This is a genomic window from Alkalibacterium sp. f15 (assembly GCF_049389645.1).
Taxonomy (GTDB): Bacteria; Bacillota; Bacilli; order Lactobacillales; family Carnobacteriaceae_A; genus Alkalibacterium.
The window spans coordinates 1,306,479-1,326,222 of record NZ_CP186540.1 but is presented as its reverse complement, the minus strand read 5'-3'; the positions used below and the strand labels follow the sequence as shown (position 1 = coordinate 1,326,222).

Here is a 19,744-nt window from a genome sequence, read left to right as displayed (position 1 = left end):
ATTCATTTTTGACTCCTTTTTTTCCTGTTTTTTTGTATCAAAAAAAACCTTCTTCGCATACTGCGAAAGAGAAGGTTTTTTATCGGTTCTCGTAGTGTAGTATAGCACGAACCCTTAACGAATTCTACTTGTTTTCCCTTTTGTCATACTAAATTCAATAAAAAAGTAATGACAGAGTCAACGGCATAAAAGAAAACGCCGAAAAATGCCATGACACCAAATACAGTTATTGTATTTTTTTTCATAGCTACTTTTGTAGGCCATGTCGTTTCATTTAATTCATGTTTCACTTCGCCTAAAAATGTTTTGACTTTATTCATGTGTAACTCCTTCCACGTTCATTTCGCTCGTCTTTATTTTGTTTCTCTGTGCAATGTGTGTTTTTTACAATAACGACAATATTTTTTTATTTCCAAACGTTCTGTACGCGTTTTGTCGCCTACTTCTTTGGTGTAATTTCTCGAACCACATACAGTACAAGCTAGTGCTAATTTTTTCTTCATTGGTTTATCCTCGCTTTTCGCATTACATATCTAAAGTTAAAATTGTGCAGTGTCCATTTACTTTAACATCTAAGTGAAAGACTGTCAAATCAGTCTATTCTACTTTATCAAAAGATTCATCTGTAATTTCTACTCGGTCAATGACATCATCCGAAGCGTACACTTTTTTATCTTTCGTTACATAGATAACATCTACACCCGGTAGCTCGTTGATATAGTCAAGTCCCTCTTCTACGCCTTTAGAAAAAGCTATATTCGCTATCGCATCTGCATCCATCGCATTGTCCGCAATGATACTGATACCGGATATATTGTTCTCAACAGGAAAACCTGTTGCCGGATTCATTAAGTGGTGATAAGACTTTCCATCTTCTTCGATATTGCGTTCGTAGATACCCGATGTTACAATCGCGCTGTCTGACAGGTCGATCATTCCAAGTATGGTACCCCGTTCACCGTAAGGATCTTGAATACCAACGCGCCAGGGTTCCTCTTCGCCTCGCGTGCTGTTACCCACGACTACGATATCCCCGCCTAAATCAACGATTGCTGTATTCACACCTTCTTCAGTGAGTATCCGGGCGGCCTCATCCGTAATATAACCTTTAGCGATCGCGCCTAAATCAATTTTCATGCCTTTTTCCTGAAGAAAGATCGTCTGGTCTTCCTCGTTCAACTCAACTAAATTGTAGTCAACGACATCTAAAATCGCATTTAATTCATCCAAGTCAGGGACAGCTGCATAATCCTGTCCGATATTCCATAAGCTCGTCACCGCTCCAATGGTCGGGTCAAACTTTCCACCAGATTCTTCCGCATAATAAAGGGCACGTTCCATCACGTGAAAGACTTCTTCAGACACCTCTACCGGTGCTATACCTGCTTGACGGTTCACTTCTGAAATTTCAGAATCTTCCTTTTGCATCGCAAACCACTCGTCAAGTTCTGTGACACGTTCAAAAGCCAGATCCAGTGCTTCTTCTTGTCCTTCGTTATATACTTTGATGCTTGCAACAGTTCCAAGTAAGAATTCAGTACGTTCAATGGGTCTCTCAGCCAGTCCTCTTGGGTCTTGCTGTTCACAGGCCCCTAAAAAGAATACGAAAAGAGGTAGCCCAATTAAAGCAAAAGCCATTTTATTGCGCTTTTTCATTATTCATTATCCTTCCCATTCATTTTCTCTGTACATATTACCCGAAAAGTGCTATTCTGTCTATGTTTTCAGAATATTTGATTTGATTTAATATTTTTTTAATGCCCGTAGCTACTTGACTCCATTTGTGGCAAACTATAACTATTACAAGTTAGTGTAGAAAAGAAGGGATTTATATGAACCGCACACAAAAAATGATCTACATTTCGCTGCTTTCCGCTCAGGCTGTTATTTTAGGCTTGATTGAACGCAGCATCCCTTTTCCTTTCGCCTTTGCACCCGGTGCGAAGCTGGGAATAGCTAATTTAATAATAATCGTCGCCATCTACACACTTCCTTTTAAAGATAGTTTTACAGTGGTATGGATGCGACTCTTGATGACGACATTACTCGGGGGTACTCTTTCAACCTTTCTTTACAGTACCGCCGGGGCCCTCCTCAGTTACTTCGGGATGTTATTCGTTAAATACTTTGGCGGAAAACGTGTCAGCATTATTGGCGTGAGTGCTACGGGCGGTATCTTGCATAACCTGGGACAGCTGCTTGTTGCGAGTAGCATCGCACAGACGTGGACCGTGCTCCTTTACCTTCCGATCCTGTCTTCGATGGGCATCCTGTCGGGGATAGCGATCGGGATAGCAGCTAACTTCCTGATGGAACATGTCTCAACCATCCAACGCTTCAGAGACACACATGAGGAAAAAAAAAGACCTAAATCACTAAACAAGCTAAACAAAGGCTTGTCGTAAATAGGTAAAAACAAAAAAGCCCTGAGAGGCTTTTTTATTTTTACCTGAAACTATTCAATGAATACAGGTTAATTATAAATAAGTGCTCTATTTATGTTCCATCATATAAAATGCTTGCGGTACTTCTCAGTACACCGGTGCTTGGCGTTCATAACTTTCTCCCTAGAACAATTTAAGTCTGCTGCGATTTTATCATAGGAATATCCCAAAAAGCAGTTGAGACATACTTCTTTCTCGAAAGAAGACAAATATTCTATGTATTCTTCCATCGTCTCATTAACAATAGGTTTATCTTCCGGTTGGATTGCTTTAGAAGGGCCCACCAGTTGATAGCCGTTTTCTTCCAAAACCCCTTCCAGAGATATGGAGTCTCTAAACGATTTTCTTTTTAAGGCATTGTTCCATCTGATCAATCGGTTAAAATGGTTGTCCAGAGACAAACACACATATTGATTAAAACTCATTCCTCTGTCAAGATCATATTTTCCAACGCACTCCACCAGAATCATGCACGCTTCCTGATATAAATCTTCACGTTCATATCCTTTTACAAATCGTCGATAGGTCGACTTCCTTAATAAGGACTCACATCGGTCTATGAGTTCCGGAAAAACCGAATCATTTCCAGCTTGAATTTGAAAAATCAATGCATCGACTACTGGATCACTGATATCTTTATAAATTTTTTTTGTCTGCGGCTCTTCTTTTTCTGTATAAAATTGCATCCTCTCTTCTCCTTTTGGTTATTGTTTTTCATCAATAACAGAACAGTACATTTATAGGGCGTGCCTTGCATTCTTTGAAAGCGTTTCATTTTATTATACTTACTTTATAATCCTTAAGTCATTAATTTTTTTTAGATTGTGAGTAAATTCTCATTAAATAAAAAAAGCCTGCACAAATGACGTAATTAGTCATTTGTGCAGGCTTTATAAAATCAGCACTTATTTGTTATGCGTTTTTTTCACCATATCAAAATATAAAGCTTCGAGTTTTTTACGATCTTCCTCTTTAAGAGGGGAGTTGCGTGTTTTGGTCTGCATGCGGTAAACGGCACTGTCGATCGCAATATTCTTTTTCGCCTGTTTGATGTCCTTATACAGTTCATTCGCGGATTTACGCGTCGCACCTTTTTGAAATATGATCCACTGCTCCGCCAGATCCGAGGTCGCTACCTGGACTTGCGTGATAAGCAGATTTTCATCACCAACTGCTTTTTCGATAAAACTGTCGGCAGTTTCGCCTTCTTTTGTAAAAATCACAACGACATCGAATTTATCATAACGCTGCGTAATCCCGGGAACAAGCTGTGCATCAAAGACGATACGGATTTCTATGCCTTCGTACTTGGCATAGTTACTCAGTTCATGCAAAAGCAAATCACGGGCATCTGCCATTTGATCCTGGTGTTTCAGTTTCACTAACTCAGGCCAGGCACCGATCATGTTATACCCATCCACATACAGCAGTTCTTTTTTCACTAAACTCCCCTCCTCTCACTCATTTTATATAAAGGCTTACAGCACATTTCTTTTTCTGAAGACTTCGTACATCAGTAAACTCGATGCCACGCCCGCATTTAAGCTTTGAACGTCTCCGACCATTGGAATAGACAGGGTTTCATCCACTTTTTCTTTCACTAAGCGAGAGATCCCTTTCCCTTCACTCCCAATGACGAGTCCGATCGGTGAAGATACTTCCCAATAACGGTAGTCTTTCCCTTTCATATCCGTACCGAATATCCATAACCCACGGTCCTTGAGTTCATCGATGGTCTGTGCCATGTTTGTCACACGAGCGACAAGGACATGTTCAATGGCTCCCGCTGAAGCTTTAGCTACAGTAGAGGTCAACCCGACCGCTCTGCGCTTGGGAATAATAACACCATGCACCCCGCTTGCATCAGCTGTTCTCAAAATCGATCCCAGATTATGTGGATCTTCGATGCCGTCCAGGAGTATAAAGAATGGTTCTTCATTTTTCGCCTTGGCTTTTTCAAACAAATCGTCCAAACTGGCGTAATTCACTGGACTTGCGGCCAGTAGCAATCCCTGGTGGTTCCCACCGTCAGATAGATGGTCCAACTTTGTCTTGGGAACAAAAGACAGCTGTACTTTTCTCTTTTTCGCTTCATTGAGTACTTTAGTGATTTTATTATCTGTTAAACCGTCCTGAACGAACAATTTGTTCACATCACGTTCAGACTTTAGGGTTTCCAGCACCGGGTTTCTTCCATAAACCATTTCATCGTCTGCAATAGACGTCTCCAGCTGTTTATCAGTTTCCTCTTTTTCGTTGTAGTTTTCTCGTTTTTTTATCGACATGTTTCCGTCTCCTTTCGCCTTAAATCTTTTCGATTTCTTTGATGCACCACGTCATCAGCTCACGCAGTCTTTCGGTCTGCTCTGTTAAATACAAAAAGCCGATCAGCGCCTCGAACCCAGTCGATTGACTATAGGTCCTGGAGTCTGCATTTTTCGCCTTTGAATAACTCTTTGCATTGCGACCCCGTTTATAATAAGTTGTTTCTTCTTCAGACAGCAGGTCCTGTTCCAGCATTTTTCCCGTGAGATAAGCTTGAGCATTTGCTGAAACATAAGAAGTGGCTGAAACATGCAGCCGGTTGGGTTTTGTTTTACCCGTATAGATAAGGTGTTCTCTTACTGCTTGTTCATACACGGCATCACCCATATATGCCAGCGCTAAACCATTTAGGAGTTTAGGATCAACAGATTTGCTCATCCTACTCTCCTCGTTTCCAGCGTATGCCTTGAGGGGTGTCTTCCAGTAAAATATTTTGTTCCTTCAGAAGATCTCGGATTTCGTCTGCTCGCTGGAAGTTGCGTTCTTTACGAGCGGTTTCTCTTTCCTCGATCAGTTTTTCAACATCAACGTCAAGCAGTTCTTCAGACATCTCTATAGTTATGCCAAAGACATACATGAATTCTTCGATAAGCGCTAAGGCACGTTTAAGAACCTCTTTTGAGACAGCGGCTGCATCCATATATCGGTTGATGAAACGAACGAGATCATAAACCACCGTGATCCCATTTTGTGCCTGGAAATCGTCATCCATATGTTCGATGAAATCCATCTTATAGGCTTCGAGTTGATTCAAATCAGCGGTGTCTGTATCTCTTGTTTCTTCCGCCTGTTCCAACCGATGAGAGGCATTAAAATATGCGGTCTCTATACGGTTCAAGTTAGTCTTGGCTTCTTCAATGACTTCAATGGAATAGTTGATTGGACGACGATAATGCGCCGTCGCCATAAAGAAACGCAACGCTTTTGGATCATGTTTCTCACGCAGATCTTTGACCAGCACCACATTCCCAATGGACTTGCTCATTTTTTCGTCATTCATCGTTACAAAGCCATTATGCATCCAATAGTTTGCGAACGTTTGATGCGTTTTTGCTTCTGACTGGGCAATTTCATTTTCATGATGTGGAAAAGCCAAGTCTTGACCCCCCGCATGAATATCTATCGTGTCACCCAGGTATTTTGTCGCCATAACCGAACACTCGATATGCCAGCCGGGTCTGCCTTTACCCCAAGGAGAGTCCCAGCTGATTTCGCCTTCTTTGGCTGCTTTCCATAAAGCAAAGTCGATCGGGTCTTCTTTTTTATCTGTTTCATCACCTAATCTATTGCTCGCTCCAAGTTCTAAATCATCTATAGACATGCGACTGAGTTCGCCGTACTTCTTGAACCGACGCGTACGGTAATAGACATCTCCATCTGATTCATACGCATACCCATTTCCGATCAGTACTTCGACAAATGCTATGATATCCGGAATATTCTCCATCACACGCGGAGCATGCGTTGGTTTTTCAACTTCCAAAGCTTCTGTATCAGCATAAAACGCTTCGATAAACTTGTCTGCCACTTCTGGTGCCGTTTGTCCCAATTCTTTCGCCGCCCGAATGATTTTGTCGTCAACGTCAGTAAAGTTTGAAACATATGCGACTTCGTAGCCTCTGTATGTGAAATAACGGCGTATCGTATCAAAGGCCACGGTGCTTCTCGCATTTCCGATATGAATATAGTTATACACCGTGGGTCCACACACGTACATTTTTATTTTTCCTTCTTCAAGCGGTCTAAACGGCTCTTTTTTTCGTGTCAGTGTATTGTAAACGTGTATCATCTTGAGAGACTCCCTTCTTTTATTATTGCTTTAAAAAAAGTATATATCATCCTCTTTGTTCTTGCTCTTATCCGCCAAAAAGAAAAGCCATGCAACCGGTTGAAAGAAAATCCTGGTCGCATGGCTTCATAGCCTTTCTTAACAGTTTATGCTTTAAAAGGATTTGATTAACTCTTGTGCTTTGTTGATGTTGGCAATTGCTTTATCTCTGCCTAGCAATTCAATGGTGTCATGTAACTGCGGGCCATGTTGCTGACCTGTAACAGCCACACGAATAGGCATGAATAGGTTTTTGCCTTTGATACCTGTTTCTTTTTGAACAGCTTTGATCGCTTTTTTGATAGCGTCTGCTTCAAAAGGTTCAACCGTTTTAAGTTGTTCGATAAATGCTTCTAAAACAGTCGGTACAGTTTCGCCTTTAAGAACGTCTTTAGACTCATCTGACCAGTCCAGTGAATCTTCAAAGAACAAAACGGCAAGCTTCGTGATTTCAGCAGCATAGCTCATTTGTTCCTGATAAAGACCAATTAATTTCTTGACCCATTCGCTTTCTTCTTCTGAAGGATCGGCTTCGACATAACCGGCTTCAACTAAATGCGGAATGGCTTTCAGTGTTAATTCATCTATGTCCATGTTCTTCATGTACTGATTACTGATCCATTCCAATTTGTTCCCATCAAACGCTGCCGGAGATGTTCCTAGACGTTTATGATCAAACATTTCCACGAACTCTTCTTTAGAGAATAATTCATCTTCACCTACAGGAGACCATCCAAGTAAGGTAATGAAGTTGAAAAGCGCTTCCGGCATGTAACCCAGTTCACGGTATTGTTCGATAAATTGTAAGATCGATTCATCACGTTTGCTTAACTTTTTACCCGTTTCAGCATTAATGATCAATGTCATGTGCCCAAAGCGTGGTGCTTTCCATTCAAAGGCCTCGTATACCATTATCTGTTTTGGTGTGTTAGCGATATGATCGTCACCTCTAAGGACATGAGAGATTTTCATGTAATGATCATCGATGGTTACAGCAAAGTTGTAGGTTGGCATACCATCACGTTTGCGAATGATCCAATCGCCACCAATAGAGTCCGATTCAAAAGCAATATCCCCTTTGACCATATCATCAAAAGTGAAGGTGCTTCCCTTGGGAATACGGAAACGAATGACAGGTGTAATGCCCTCTTCTTCTTTTGCTTTCTGTTCAGCAGCAGATAAATGCGCACATTTCCCGTTGTAATGGGGCATTTCGCCACGCGCACGCTGCGCTTCACGTTCAGCTTCCAGCTCCTCGCTTGTACAGTAACACTTATACGCACGGTTACTTGCCATCAGTTGGTCGATCAGTGGGTCATAAATATCTTTACGTTCTGATTGACGGTAAGGGCCATAAGGTCCGCCCTCCGTTGGACTTTCATCCCAATCAATTCCTAACCATTTCAAATTTTCCAGCTGGCTCTGCTCGCCAGCTTCTATTTCTCTTTTTTGATCGGTATCTTCAATACGAATAATGAAATCTCCGCCATGATGACGGGCAAACAAATAATTGAATAATGCCGTACGTGCATTTCCAATATGCAAATGCCCTGTTGGACTTGGTGCGTAACGTACACGAATTTTTTCTGTCATAATAAAACGCTCCCTATATTATAGATTAGTGTTATTTTATTAAAAGTCATAGTACTGATAACATACCATTATTTGGTCCATTCTTCCACAAAAACCCTTAAACAATCAGCTCATTATGTTTTATTTTCACTTGTTTTCTTTAAGCATTTTCGCCACACGGTAATCAAACGCTGTGGTCAATTTGAAATTGTAATCGGATCCTTCAACGATTTCGACAGGATACCCCAAGCGTTCGACTAGTTCTGCTTCTTCATTACCATAAAATCCGTCTTTTTCTGCTGTTTTTATGGCTTCAGTTAAAACCTGACAATCAAAAAGCTGAGGTGTCTGGATATGCCATACTTCCGGTCGATAAAGGGACTGGTAGACGTGTGAATCTTTGACTAACTTGATTGAATCTTTAGCCGGGATAGCTAAGGTAGCGGCCACTGAGCCTTTACCCTTATCGATCAATTTATCTAGTAGTTCGCTTGTTACAAAGGGTCGCGCAGCATCATGGACCAGCACTTTCTTGTTCTTACTGCTGGACATCTTACTCAAGGCCCGAGAAACACTATCTTGTCTCTCTCTGCCTCCAAGGACCCAGTTTATTTTGCCAGGCACTTCTTTATACAACTCTTTTACAGTCTCTTTTATCGTCGCTTCATTTTCAGTATTTATGACGAACCATATCTTTAAACATTTTTCATCATCGAGTAATAGTTTAAGAGAATAATCAAATACGGGGCGCTGGTTTAAAGGCATCAGTAACTTATTCAGCTGCGCTGGATGCTCGAATCGTTTGGCTGAACCAGCAGCTAAGAGTATCGCTTCATACTGATCATCCATCTGAATCTTTCTTATTATCAAGCGACTTCTGATCTGATGTCATTTTAGCAAAAATCATGCGTCCAGCATTGGTTTGAAGTGAACTTGTAACCACGACATCCAGCATTTCATTCATATGAAATTTACCTTCTTCGACTACTATCATAGTCCCATCATCCAAATAAGCGACACCTTGATTGCGTTCTGTTCCGTTCTTGACGATCATGACTCGCATTTCTTCACCTGGGATAACTACCGGTTTTACTGCATTGGCCAGTTCATTGATATTTAAAACCGAAACATTTTGAAACTCGGCAACCTTATTAAGATTAAAATCATTCGTGATGATCATGCCATCTAATTTTTTAGCCAGATGAACAAGTTTTAGATCCACTTCTTCAGCTTCCGGGATATCGCTGTCGTCCATTTCTAAAGTGATCCCTTTTTCTTTTTGTAAGGCATTCAAAATATCTAATCCTCGACGCCCTCTGACGCGTTTCAAACTGTCCGAAGAATCAGCAATATATTGTAATTCTTTGAGCACGTAATGAGAGATAACTAACACGCCTTCTAAGAATCCTGTTCTTACAACGTCCAAGATTCGACCATCAATAATTGTACTCGTATCCAGCACTTTGTATTTCCGGAAAGATTCCCCTTCTTTTCTATCCAAAACGTCACTATTTTCCTGCTTAACTATTTTTGGTTGAAACAAGCGTCTGATTTCTTCTCTCCTAGAAGAGCCAAGCTGGAAAAAGATATAAGCTAACGCAATCGTTAATACGAAAGGAATCACATCACTTACAATAATCATATTCAAAGCATTCAAAGGAAAACTAATTAATAAAGCAAGAATAAGTCCAACAATTGCACCGATGCTTCCAAATATGAGATAAGCCATGCTTAGTTCACTGAATATTTTTTCGATTTTAGCAATACCTTTTTCAATGGGTTTAACCGCATAAAAGGACACCATGTAAAAAACGCCTGCTCCTAAGACCATTCCCACAATTGGATGAACAAGCCAGCTAGGCGCATCATTCCAGTTTGAAATCAAATCTGGGAAGACGTTGTAACCTATACTTCCTCCAACTAAGGTGAACGTGAACAGTATTAATTTCGCTACCATTTACTTCCTCCTTTTCAATTATGTTTTTCATAACATTTCACTCTATCAGTATACCAACCTGAGCCATAATTACGAATAAATCGTATTTTTCCGTTTAAGAAAACGCACGTTTTATCGCTTCTGATAAGGTGGTACATCCGATGATTTCTATATTTTTAGGCATATCCCAACCATTATCTATATTGTTTTTAGGGATGAACACCCGTTTAAACCCAAGTTTTGCCGCTTCTTTGACCCGCTGTTCGATTTTAGAAATGCTTCGTATTTCACCAGTCAAGCCAATTTCGCCGATAAAACAATCCGTTGGTCTCGTTTCTTTTTCCTTGTAACTGGAAGCTATGCTAATGGCAATGGCTAGATCGATGGCTGGTTCATCCAGGCGTACACCACCTGCCGCTTTTAGATAGGCGTCTTGATTCTGCAAAAGTAAACCTGTCCGTTTTTCTAATACAGCCAAAATAAGTGAAACTCTCGAGTGATCCAACCCACTTGCGGTACGTTTCGCATTTCCAAAAACAGTAGGTGCAATAAGTGACTGTATTTCGACCAGGATCGGTCGTGTACCCTCCATAGCTGCCACGACAGCAGAGCCAGTCGCTCCCGCTAATCGTTCTTCCAAAAAGAGCTGAGAGGGGTTCAAGACCTCTTCTAGTCCCCCGTTTCGCATTTCAAAGATACCGATTTCATTGGTTGAACCAAATCGGTTTTTGACGGCTCTTAGAATTCTAAAGGTATGGTGCTGCTCACCTTCAAAGTAAAGCACCGTATCAACCATATGCTCAAGCATTTTCGGACCGGCAATGGAACCTTCTTTGGTTACATGACCCACAATGAAAATGGCTATACCGTTCATCTTCGCTATCTGCATGAACGTAGACGTTGACTCTCTAACCTGAGAGACACTTCCAGAAGCACTATCAATATTCACATGATGCATCGTTTGAATCGAGTCAATAATGACATAATCTGGTTTTAATGTTTCAATCGTTTCTGCGATGGCGCTAACTTCCGTTTCAGTGTAGATATAAAAATCAGACCCTCTTAGCTCTAAGCGCTCAGCTCTCATCTTGATTTGAGACGTGCTTTCTTCACCGGAAACATAGAGGACTTTCCCTCCTTGCTGGTTGAGTTGAGCAGACACTTGTAGAAGCAGTGTCGATTTCCCTATACCAGGATCGCCACCAATCAATACAAGCGAACCAGGAACGACTCCGCCGCCTAAAACACGATTAAACTCCACCATTTGAGTTTTAACGCGTTCTTCATTTTCTATGGTGATGCTAGTTATCGGTACTGCTTTAGATTTTTTGCCTGACATGGTCACCCGACTTCGACTATCGGTTTTGTCCGGCAGTTTTTCTTCGACCATCTGATTCCAGGCATTACAACTCGGGCATTTACCCAAATACTTGGGTAATTCATACCCACAGTTTTGACAAACAAATACAGTTGCTTTCTTTTTAGCCAAATTCATGACTCCTTTTATTTTCTATAAATGCATTATATTTACTTAGTGTCGTCTAACAACTCAGCTAATCCCTATCGTTTGAGTATAGAGTAGACTTTTTAACTAAACATGCTGAAGCAGAAAGTTTATCAGCAATTGAGCGGTGTAGTTATTCAGTTGCTTGTTCTATCGATTTTCCATAAGATCAGTAAGGCTTTTTCTGTCTTATCTTCCTGATGATCCGAATCCACCCGTACGTTTATCGAATGATTGTTCTTCATCATCAACGACTTCGTATTTGGAAAAAATACCTTGAGCAATTCTTTCCCCTTTGGAAATTTCAATATCCTCTAAGCCGTAATTAATAAATTGAACAAATATTTCCCCTTCGTTACCTTCGTTACCATAATAATCGGCATCAACCACCCCGATACCATTTGGGACTGCCAGTTGTCGTTTCATCGGATTACTTGAACGATTAGCTAAAAGCAAGTATTCATTGCCAGGCATGTAAGCTTTAACACCTGTGGGAACCAGTATAGAACTCATCGGATTCGTCTCACTATGATCGTTCTTTTTTAGAGCTTTAAATACTGATGGCACAACGATATCCACCGCAGCCGTTAAGTCATAACCCGCCGAACCTTCCGTTGCTCTCTTGGGTAACGATAGTTCTTCATTTTCATACTTCGATACGATTTCAAAACCTCTGATTTTTTTCATAATATTACCTACACTAAATAGAAATAGTGTAAATTCAACTCCCCTTTCGAACTGCTGTGCAATACTTCTATTTTACACTAAAACAGACCGGACATAAATGGATAAAATAAAAAACCTCTCTGAGTATACAATGTATACTCAAAGAGGAAAAAAGGGGGCTATTGTATTTAAACTAAAAATTATCTCAAATTAACGGATAACGTTAGTACTTTCTGGATCGAAGAAATGTGATTTACCCATATCAAAGGCTAGATCAATTTCTGTATCCGGTTTATAATAGTCACGAGCATCAACACGGGCGATAAATTCAATGCTTCCTAATTCTGAATAAAGCATGGTTTCAGCACCTAAGAGTTCAGAAACGGTAACTTTTGATCTTACTACTGAGTTTGGAGAAGTATCTAAAGCGATTTGCTCACTCTTGATATCTTCAGGACGGATACCAAAGACTAATTTCACTCCATCTTTAAATCCTTTATCACGTAATAACTTCATTTTACCTTCTGGTACTTCAATGTCTAAACCATCATTGTTTGAAATACGGTTACCTTGAAGGGTCACATCGAAAAAGTTCATAGCAGGTGAACCGATAAATCCACCAACAAATATATTAACTGGGGTGTCGTAAACTTCTTTTGGTGTACCAATTTGTTGGATAAATCCGTCTTTCAAAATGACGATACGGTCAGCCATTGTCATCGCTTCTGTTTGGTCATGGGTAACGTAGATAGATGTTGTGTTTAAACGTCGGTGCAATTTAGCAATCTCCGCACGCATGGCAACACGTAGTTTAGCATCTAAGTTAGAAAGTGGCTCATCCATCAAGAATACTTTAGCATCACGAACGATCGCACGACCTAAAGCCACACGTTGACGTTGTCCACCAGATAATGCAGCTGGTTTACGATCAAGTAAAGGAGTTAAGCCTAAGATGTCGGCAGCATTTTCAACACGTTTTTTGATTTCATCTTTTTTGTACTTACGTAATTTCAATCCGAAAGCCATGTTGTCATATACAGTCATATGTGGATACAGTGCATAGTTTTGGAAAACCATTGCGATATCACGATCTTTAGGCGCTACATCGTTCATCATTGTGTCGCCGATCCATAATTCACCGTCAGTAATTTCTTCAAGACCTGCAATCATACGTAGTGTTGTTGATTTACCACAACCTGATGGTCCAACGAAAACGATAAATTCACGATCTTTGACACGCATATCAAAATCGGATACAGCAAATTCATCCGAATTGTCATAACTTTTATAAATATTTTTCAGTGCAATTTCTACCATTAGTAAAAACACCCTTCTAATTTTAATTTTTATGATTCGAGTTTGAATCAAACATTGATTAGTTGACAATTCCTATTATATTGAAAACGCTTTTCCATTCCTATGTAAACGTGCACAAAAAAGTTGGAATCGTTTTGTGCAGTTTGCCGAAGAGAGAAAATATCATTACCCCGGGTTACTTTGTTACAGGTTTCAGTACCCTATCACAAACATATCCATCTCATTTATTTTTGTATACATACTTTTACAAAAGCAATGAAAGGGTTTTCTTTTGTAAAGATATATTTTTATTGTATAATGAAATTGTGAACTAAAATACGTAAAGGAGTGCATAAGATGAATGAACTAAAAGGTAAAGTCGCTGTCATTACTGGTGGAGCTTCAGGAATTGGTTTAGCAACTGTTGAAGCTTTCTTGGCTAAAGGGTGCAAAGTTGTCTTAAGTGACTACGATGTTGAATCTGGCGAAAAGCAAGTCGATCGGTTGAAAGACAAAGGCGAAGTTGTTTTCATTAAAGCAGATGTCTCCAAAGAAGATGAAGTCGAGTCACTGATCAAACAAACGGTCGAAAAGTTTGGTTCCATCGATGTTATTTTCAACAATGCTGGTATTGGTGCACAGGGAGAAACACACGATTTAACTTATGAAGACTATTCCAAAGTTATCAAGATCAATCAAGACGGTGTTTTCTTCGGTAGCAAGTATGCGGTTAGAGAAATGCGTAAAAACGGTGGGGGTGTTGTCGTAAACTGCGCCTCTATATTAGGGATAGTCGGTGAACCTACTGCGTTTGCTTATAATGCATCAAAAGGTGCCGTGGTCTTGATGACTAAATCACTTGCCTTGCAGTACGCGAAAGACAATATCCGCTGCGCAGCAGTCGCTCCTGGATATGTAGAAACTGGAATGGTAAATAGAGAAGCTTTAGGTGAATACTACGACAACTTAGTAGATAAACACCCGATCGGCAGACTGGGACAACCCGAAGAAATCGCTCATACCGTTGTCTTCATTGCTGAAAATGAATTCTTGACAGGCATCACTATCCCGGTTGATGGTGGCTATACTTCTCAATAATTCATACCTATAATTAAAAATTTACAGAGTAGTCGAAATATATATTGGGAAAAGAAGAAATTTTTCCTCGATATATTTTGACTACTCTTTTTTTGTAAATCGTCACTGTCTAACTTCGTTGACATCCCTTGCTATTCACTATAGAATGAAGAATATGGCTTACTTTTATACAGTAAAAACGTTTACTGTTACATCTTAACTATTCACATGATCTTAAACATCAGTCAGAGAGGGATTACATGACTTATACATTTTTAACCCCTTACACTATCAAAGAGGGAATAACTTTAAGAAACAGAGTAATTATGGCTCCAATGACAACTAGCTCAAGTACAGCCGAGGGTGAAGTAACCGAAGAAGAACTCATTTATTATCTTGTGCGATCGAGCGGACCAGGTGCTGTCATTACAGCCTGTGCCTATATCTCGTCTGAGGGACAAGCGTTCCCTAATGGAATGAGTATCGCTAGAGATGGTCATACAGACGGACTGAGCAAACTAGCTAAAGTAATAAAATTACAAGGTGCCAAAGCTATTCTTCAAATCTACCACGGAGGTAGAATGAGTCAACGACAATATAATGGAGGAAGACAACCTATTTCACCTTCACCTATTCGTGCAGAAAGAAAGTGGGCAGATACACCCAAGGAATTGACGGATGGCGGAATAAATATTCTTATCCACCAATTTGGTGCAGCAGTTAGACGTGCTATTGAAGCAGGTTTTGACGGCGTCGAACTTCATGGCGCTAACACCTATCTTATTCAACAATTTTTTTCACCACACTCCAACCAGCGAACAGACAAATGGGGCGGGTCTATTGAAAAAAGGTTGACCTTTCCACTTGAAGTCGTCAGGCATTGTCAATCTATAATCAAAGAACATGCACAAAACACTTTTCTATTGGGGTATCGCTTCTCTCCTGAAGAAATGGAGACACCCGGTATCAGATTAGAGGACACCTTGTATCTAGTTGATGCTTTGATCAATCAACAAATTGATTATTTGCACCTTTCGGTTAACTATTATTACCAGCCTTCATTGGTGGGATTTCGTAAATACAAACATCAAATCCCCCATACTATAGGGAAACATATTAATGATAGGGTACCGCTTATTAGTGTTGGTTCAATTAAAACGCCTGCTGATGCGGAAAAAGCATTAGATTATTCTCAATTGATTGCTCTAGGAAAGCAGCTCATAATCGATCCGAAATGGGTCCAAAAAATTGAAAATAATTCAGAGGAAACTATTCAAACTTCCTTAATCAAATCACAGCGTTCAACCTACTACATTCCAGATCCTCTTTGGAACACTTTAGTATCCATCCCTAATTGGATACCTATTCGCGAATAAACCTCAATACTTATGCCATGAGGGTATTTCATGGTATTCTAACTATAGATAGAAGAAAGGAATTTATCATAATGGAAATATTACTTACAGACAGAGCTGTTAAATGGTTTGAAGATGAATTAGCACTAGAATCTGGCGATTCTCTTCGTTTTTTTGGTAAAACTTACGGAAAAACTGAAGTACACGAAGGGTTCTCAGTAGGTATAAGTGTGGAACATCCTGATGCTGATCTTTTAGGAAAAACAGTGCTTAATGGTGTCACTTATTATGCTGGTGCAGAGGATGATTGGTTTTTCAGCAGATATGATTTAGTTGTTGATTACGATGAAAAAAAAGACGAGCCCATTTATCACTTTAATAGTAATGAATAAAAATAGAGCGATTGAGTTGGAAAACTCAATCGCTCTATTTTTATCTACTTGCTACTTGTGGATCGTCTAAATTTGAGCACAAAAAAACTCCACAAGCAGGGCTCGAACCTGCGACATCATGATTAACAGTCATGCGCTCTACCAGCTGAGCTATTGCGGAATAATCTGATCTATTTTTAGATAAAAAAGAGCTGCACGGCAACGTCCTGCTTTCACAAAGGGAAACCCTTCACTATCCTCGGCGCTGGGAAGCTTAACGGCTGTGTTCGGAATGGGAACAGGTGGATCCTTCCCGCCATCGCCACCGCACAGTGACTCTTCTTATTTAGATGAGAACCTTGTTCTCTCAAAACTAGACAGTTGATTTTACACACACACAAAGGAGTCAACACAACTCCACATCATACCCTTATCCCACCTTTGGTGGTTAAGTCCTCGACCGATTAGTACTGGTCCGCTCCACATATCACTACGCTTCCACTTCCAGCCTATCTACCTGATAATCTTTCAGGGGGTCTTACTTCCTTAAAGGAATGGGAGATCTCATCTTGAAGGGGGCTTCACGCTTAGATGCTTTCAGCGTTTATCCTTTCCACACATAGCTACCCAGCGATGCCAATGGCTTGACAACTGGTACACCAGCGGTATGTCCATCCCGGTCCTCTCGTACTAAGGATAGCTCTTCTCAAATCTCCAACGCCCGCGACGGATAGGGACCGAACTGTCTCACGACGTTCTGAACCCAGCTCGCGTACCGCTTTAATGGGCGAACAGCCCAACCCTTGGGACCGACTACAGCCCCAGGATGCGATGAGCCGACATCGAGGTGCCAAACCTCCCCGTCGATGTGAACTCTTGGGGGGAGATAAGCCTGTTATCCCCAGGGTAGCTTTTATCCGTTGAGCGATGGCCCTTCCATACGGTACCACCGGATCACTAAGCCCGACTTTCGTCCCTGCTCGACTTGTAGGTCTCGCAGTCAAGCTCCCTTTTGCCTTTACACTCTACGAATGATTTCCAACCATTCTGAGGGAACCTTTGGGCGCCTCCGTTACATTTTAGGAGGCGACCGCCCCAGTCAAACTGTCCATCTGACACTGTCTCCCGACCGGTTAACGGTCGTGGGTTAGAGTGGCCATACAGCGAGGGTAGTATCCCACCAACGCCTCCACCAAGACTGGCGTCCTGGCTTCATAGGCTCCTACCTATCCTGTACAAGCTGTACAGACACTCAATATCAAACTACAGTAAAGCTCCATGGGGTCTTTCCGTCCTGTCGCGGGTAACCTGCATTTTCACAGGTACTATAATTTCACCGAGTCTCTCGTTGAGACAGTGCCCAAATCGTTACACCTTTCGTGCGGGTCGGAACTTACCCGACAAGGAATTTCGCTACCTTAGGACCGTTATAGTTACGGCCGCCGTTTACTGGGGCTTCAATTCAGAGCTTCGCCGAAGCTAACCCTTCCTCTTAACCTTCCAGCACCGGGCAGGTGTCAGCCCCTATACATCTTCTTTCGAATTAGCAGAGACCTGTGTTTTTGGTAAACAGTCGCTTGGGCCTATTCACTGCGGCTGACCAATTGGTCAGCACCCCTTCTCCCGAAGTTACGGGGTCATTTTGCCGAGTTCCTTAACGAGAGTTCTCTCGATCACCTTAGGATTCTCTCCTCGACTACCTGTGTCGGTTTGCGGTACGGGCAGCCTACTTCTAACTAGAAGCTTTTCTTGGCAGTGTGACATCAGATGCTTCGGTACTCTAATTCCCTCCCCATCACAACTTGTCCGTGCGAGAAAAAGCATTTGACTCTTTCTCAGACTTATTGCTTGGACACGCTATTCCATCAGCGTGCTCATCTTAGCCTTCTGCGTCCCTCCATTGTTCAAACAAAGCAGACTGGTACAGGAATCTCTACCTGTTGTCCATCGCTTACGCCTTTCGGCCTCAGCTTAGGTCCCGACTAACCCTGGGAGGACGAGCCTTCCCCAGGAAACCTTAGTCATTCGGTGGACGGGATTCTCACCCGTCTTTCGCTACTCATACCGGCATTCTCACTTCTAAGCGCTCCACAAGTCCTCACGATCTTGCTTCAACGCCCTTAGAACGCTCTCCTACCATAGAACCATTGGTTCTATCCGTGGCTTCGGCACCTTGTTTAGCCCCGATACATTTTCGGCGCAGGGCCACTCGACTAGTGAGCTATTACGCACTCTTTAAATGATGGCTGCTTCTGAGCCAACATCCTAGTTGTCTAAGCAGCCCCACATCCTTTTCCACTTAACAAGAATTTGGGGCCTTAGCCGACGGTCTGGGCTGTTTCCCTTTCCACTACGGATCTTATCACTCGCAGTGTGACTCCCGGATCTACATCTGTGGCATTCGGAGTTTATCAGGATTCGGTAACCCGATAAGGGCCCCTAGTCCAAACAGTCGCTCTACCTCCACGATGCATATTATCCGAGGCTAGCCCTAAAGCTATTTCGGAGAGAACCAGCTATCTCCAAGTTCGATTGGAATTTCTCCGCTACCCACACCTCATCCCAGCACTTTTCAACGTACACGGGTTCGGGCCTCCAGTGCATTTCACTGCACCTTCACCCTGGACATGGGTAGGTCACTTGGTTTCGGGTCGACGACGGCATACTCAACGCCCTATTCAGACTCGCTTTCGCTGCGGCTCCACCTCTTCGGCTTAACCTTGCATGTCATCGTCACTCGCCGGTCCATTCTACAAAAGGTACGCCATCACCCATTAACGGGCTCTGACTACTTGTAAGCACACGGTTTCAGGTGCTGTTTCACTCCCCTTCCGGGGTTCTTTTCACCTTTCCCTCACGGTACTGGTTCACTATCGGTCACTAGGTAGTATTTAGGCTTGGGAGATGGTCCTCCCGGATTCCGACGGAATTTCTCGTGTTCCGCCGTACTCAGGATACCGGCTAGGCAAGTTTGAATGTCGCATACGGGGCTTTCACCCTGTCTCGCATGACTTTCCAGTCATTTCTGCTATTCGCTCTCGTCCATGTCGCCAGTCCTACAACCCCAAAAGGCAAGCCTTTTGGTTTGGCCTCTTCCGTTTCGCTCGCCGCTACTCAGGGAATCGCATTTGCTTTCTCTTCCTGCAGGTACTTAGATGTTTCAGTTCCCTGCGTTACCTTATCCATAGCTATGTATTCACTACAGATATATCACTTGATGAAAAGTGATGGGTTCCCCCATTCGGAAATCTCCGGATCAAAGCTTACTTACAGCTCCCCGAAGCATATCGGCGTTAGTCCGTCCTTCATCGGCTCCTAGTGCCAAGGCATTCACCGTGCGCCCTTATTCACTTAACCTGACGGTTAAGGG

At 41.9% G+C, this 19,744-nt stretch carries 18 protein-coding genes, 1 tRNA gene and 2 rRNA genes; 4 read left to right on the top strand and 17 right to left on the bottom strand.

The genetic code is table 11. From position 1 onward, the window contains the following. Window positions 1-143: 143 nt before the first annotated feature. From secE to ACO1PF_RS06540, 3 genes are all read right to left on the bottom strand, one after another. Complete coding sequence (gene secE / locus ACO1PF_RS06550; RefSeq protein WP_423188283.1) at window positions 144-320, bottom strand: preprotein translocase subunit SecE; 177 nt, start codon at window positions 318-320, stop codon at window positions 144-146. Window positions 321-353: 33 nt separating this feature from the next. Then, on the bottom strand, window positions 354-503 hold the full coding sequence (gene rpmG / locus ACO1PF_RS06545) for a 50S ribosomal protein L33 (protein WP_423188282.1): 150 nt from the start codon (window positions 501-503) through the stop codon (window positions 354-356). 94 nt (window positions 504-597) lie between these two features. After that, window positions 598-1,656 (bottom strand): FAD:protein FMN transferase, encoded by a 1,059-nt coding sequence (locus ACO1PF_RS06540; RefSeq protein ID WP_423188281.1) that lies wholly within the window; start codon window positions 1,654-1,656, stop codon window positions 598-600. 176 nt (window positions 1,657-1,832) lie between these two features. On the opposite strand from ACO1PF_RS06540, the gene ACO1PF_RS06535 reads away from it, so the two are divergent. Continuing rightward, entirely contained in the window at window positions 1,833-2,405 is a 573-nt protein-coding gene (locus tag ACO1PF_RS06535) for a Gx transporter family protein (protein WP_423188280.1), read from the top strand. Between the two features lie 101 nt (window positions 2,406-2,506). Here ACO1PF_RS06535 and ACO1PF_RS06530 read toward each other — a convergent pair whose 3' ends face one another. The 11 genes from ACO1PF_RS06530 to ACO1PF_RS06480 all read right to left on the bottom strand — a co-directional run bounded on the left by ACO1PF_RS06530 (window position 2,507) and on the right by ACO1PF_RS06480 (window position 13,592). Next, window positions 2,507-3,130 carry a sigma-70 family RNA polymerase sigma factor gene (locus ACO1PF_RS06530; RefSeq protein WP_423188279.1) on the bottom strand — a complete coding sequence of 208 codons (624 nt, stop codon included), beginning with the start codon at window positions 3,128-3,130 and terminating at the stop codon, window positions 2,507-2,509. 219 nt (window positions 3,131-3,349) lie between these two features. Then, complete coding sequence (locus tag ACO1PF_RS06525; RefSeq protein WP_423188278.1) at window positions 3,350-3,886, bottom strand: NYN domain-containing protein; 537 nt, start codon at window positions 3,884-3,886, stop codon at window positions 3,350-3,352. 36 nt (window positions 3,887-3,922) lie between these two features. Then, window positions 3,923-4,729 carry a 23S rRNA (guanosine(2251)-2'-O)-methyltransferase RlmB gene (gene rlmB / locus ACO1PF_RS06520; protein WP_423188277.1) on the bottom strand — a complete coding sequence of 269 codons (807 nt, stop codon included), beginning with the start codon at window positions 4,727-4,729 and terminating at the stop codon, window positions 3,923-3,925. Between the two features lie 19 nt (window positions 4,730-4,748). Beyond that, a complete protein-coding gene (locus ACO1PF_RS06515; protein WP_423188276.1) occupies window positions 4,749-5,147 on the bottom strand; it encodes a Mini-ribonuclease 3 in 399 nt (132 codons plus the stop codon). Between the two features lies 1 nt (window position 5,148). Beyond that, window positions 5,149-6,558 (bottom strand): cysteine--tRNA ligase, encoded by a 1,410-nt coding sequence (gene cysS / locus ACO1PF_RS06510; RefSeq protein ID WP_423188275.1) that lies wholly within the window; start codon window positions 6,556-6,558, stop codon window positions 5,149-5,151. A gap of 153 nt (window positions 6,559-6,711) precedes the next feature. Then, window positions 6,712-8,190, bottom strand: coding sequence for a glutamate--tRNA ligase (gltX, locus tag ACO1PF_RS06505; RefSeq protein ID WP_423188274.1), 1,479 nt, complete (start codon window positions 8,188-8,190; stop codon window positions 6,712-6,714). Window positions 8,191-8,316: 126 nt separating this feature from the next. Next, complete coding sequence (ispD, locus tag ACO1PF_RS06500) at window positions 8,317-9,018, bottom strand: 2-C-methyl-D-erythritol 4-phosphate cytidylyltransferase (protein ID WP_423188273.1); 702 nt, start codon at window positions 9,016-9,018, stop codon at window positions 8,317-8,319. After that, entirely contained in the window at window positions 9,011-10,126 is a 1,116-nt protein-coding gene (locus ACO1PF_RS06495; protein ID WP_423188272.1) for a PIN/TRAM domain-containing protein, read from the bottom strand. The genes ispD and ACO1PF_RS06495 overlap by 8 nt, the downstream gene beginning before the upstream one ends. Before the next feature lie 94 nt (window positions 10,127-10,220). After that, complete coding sequence (gene radA, locus ACO1PF_RS06490) at window positions 10,221-11,594, bottom strand: DNA repair protein RadA (protein WP_423188271.1); 1,374 nt, start codon at window positions 11,592-11,594, stop codon at window positions 10,221-10,223. Between the two features lie 204 nt (window positions 11,595-11,798). Beyond that, window positions 11,799-12,296: a dUTP diphosphatase gene (gene dut, locus ACO1PF_RS06485; RefSeq protein WP_423188270.1), complete on the bottom strand. Its 498-nt coding sequence runs from the start codon at window positions 12,294-12,296 to the stop codon at window positions 11,799-11,801. A 189-nt stretch (window positions 12,297-12,485) separates the two neighbouring features. Next, window positions 12,486-13,592 carry an ABC transporter ATP-binding protein gene (locus tag ACO1PF_RS06480; protein ID WP_423188269.1) on the bottom strand — a complete coding sequence of 369 codons (1,107 nt, stop codon included), beginning with the start codon at window positions 13,590-13,592 and terminating at the stop codon, window positions 12,486-12,488. A gap of 336 nt (window positions 13,593-13,928) precedes the next feature. Here ACO1PF_RS06480 and ACO1PF_RS06475 point away from each other — a divergent pair, with 336 nt between their 5' ends. The 3 genes from ACO1PF_RS06475 to ACO1PF_RS06465 all read left to right on the top strand — a co-directional run bounded on the left by ACO1PF_RS06475 (window position 13,929) and on the right by ACO1PF_RS06465 (window position 16,395). Beyond that, window positions 13,929-14,669 (top strand): SDR family NAD(P)-dependent oxidoreductase, encoded by a 741-nt coding sequence (locus ACO1PF_RS06475; protein WP_423188268.1) that lies wholly within the window; start codon window positions 13,929-13,931, stop codon window positions 14,667-14,669. A gap of 239 nt (window positions 14,670-14,908) precedes the next feature. Then, window positions 14,909-16,024: an NADH-dependent flavin oxidoreductase gene (locus tag ACO1PF_RS06470; RefSeq protein WP_423188267.1), complete on the top strand. Its 1,116-nt coding sequence runs from the start codon at window positions 14,909-14,911 to the stop codon at window positions 16,022-16,024. Between the two features lie 71 nt (window positions 16,025-16,095). Then, complete coding sequence (locus ACO1PF_RS06465; RefSeq protein WP_423188266.1) at window positions 16,096-16,395, top strand: HesB/YadR/YfhF family protein; 300 nt, start codon at window positions 16,096-16,098, stop codon at window positions 16,393-16,395. Between the two features lie 87 nt (window positions 16,396-16,482). Here the strand turns inward: ACO1PF_RS06465 and ACO1PF_RS06460 are convergent. The 3 genes from ACO1PF_RS06460 to ACO1PF_RS06450 all read right to left on the bottom strand — a co-directional run bounded on the left by ACO1PF_RS06460 (window position 16,483) and on the right by ACO1PF_RS06450 (window position 19,731). Then, a tRNA-Asn gene (locus ACO1PF_RS06460) sits at window positions 16,483-16,555 on the bottom strand. Between the two features lie 33 nt (window positions 16,556-16,588). After that, window positions 16,589-16,704: ribosomal RNA gene (rrf, locus tag ACO1PF_RS06455) — 5S ribosomal RNA — on the bottom strand. Between the two features lie 114 nt (window positions 16,705-16,818). Further along, window positions 16,819-19,731: ribosomal RNA gene (locus ACO1PF_RS06450) — 23S ribosomal RNA — on the bottom strand. Window positions 19,732-19,744 lie beyond the last annotated feature (13 nt).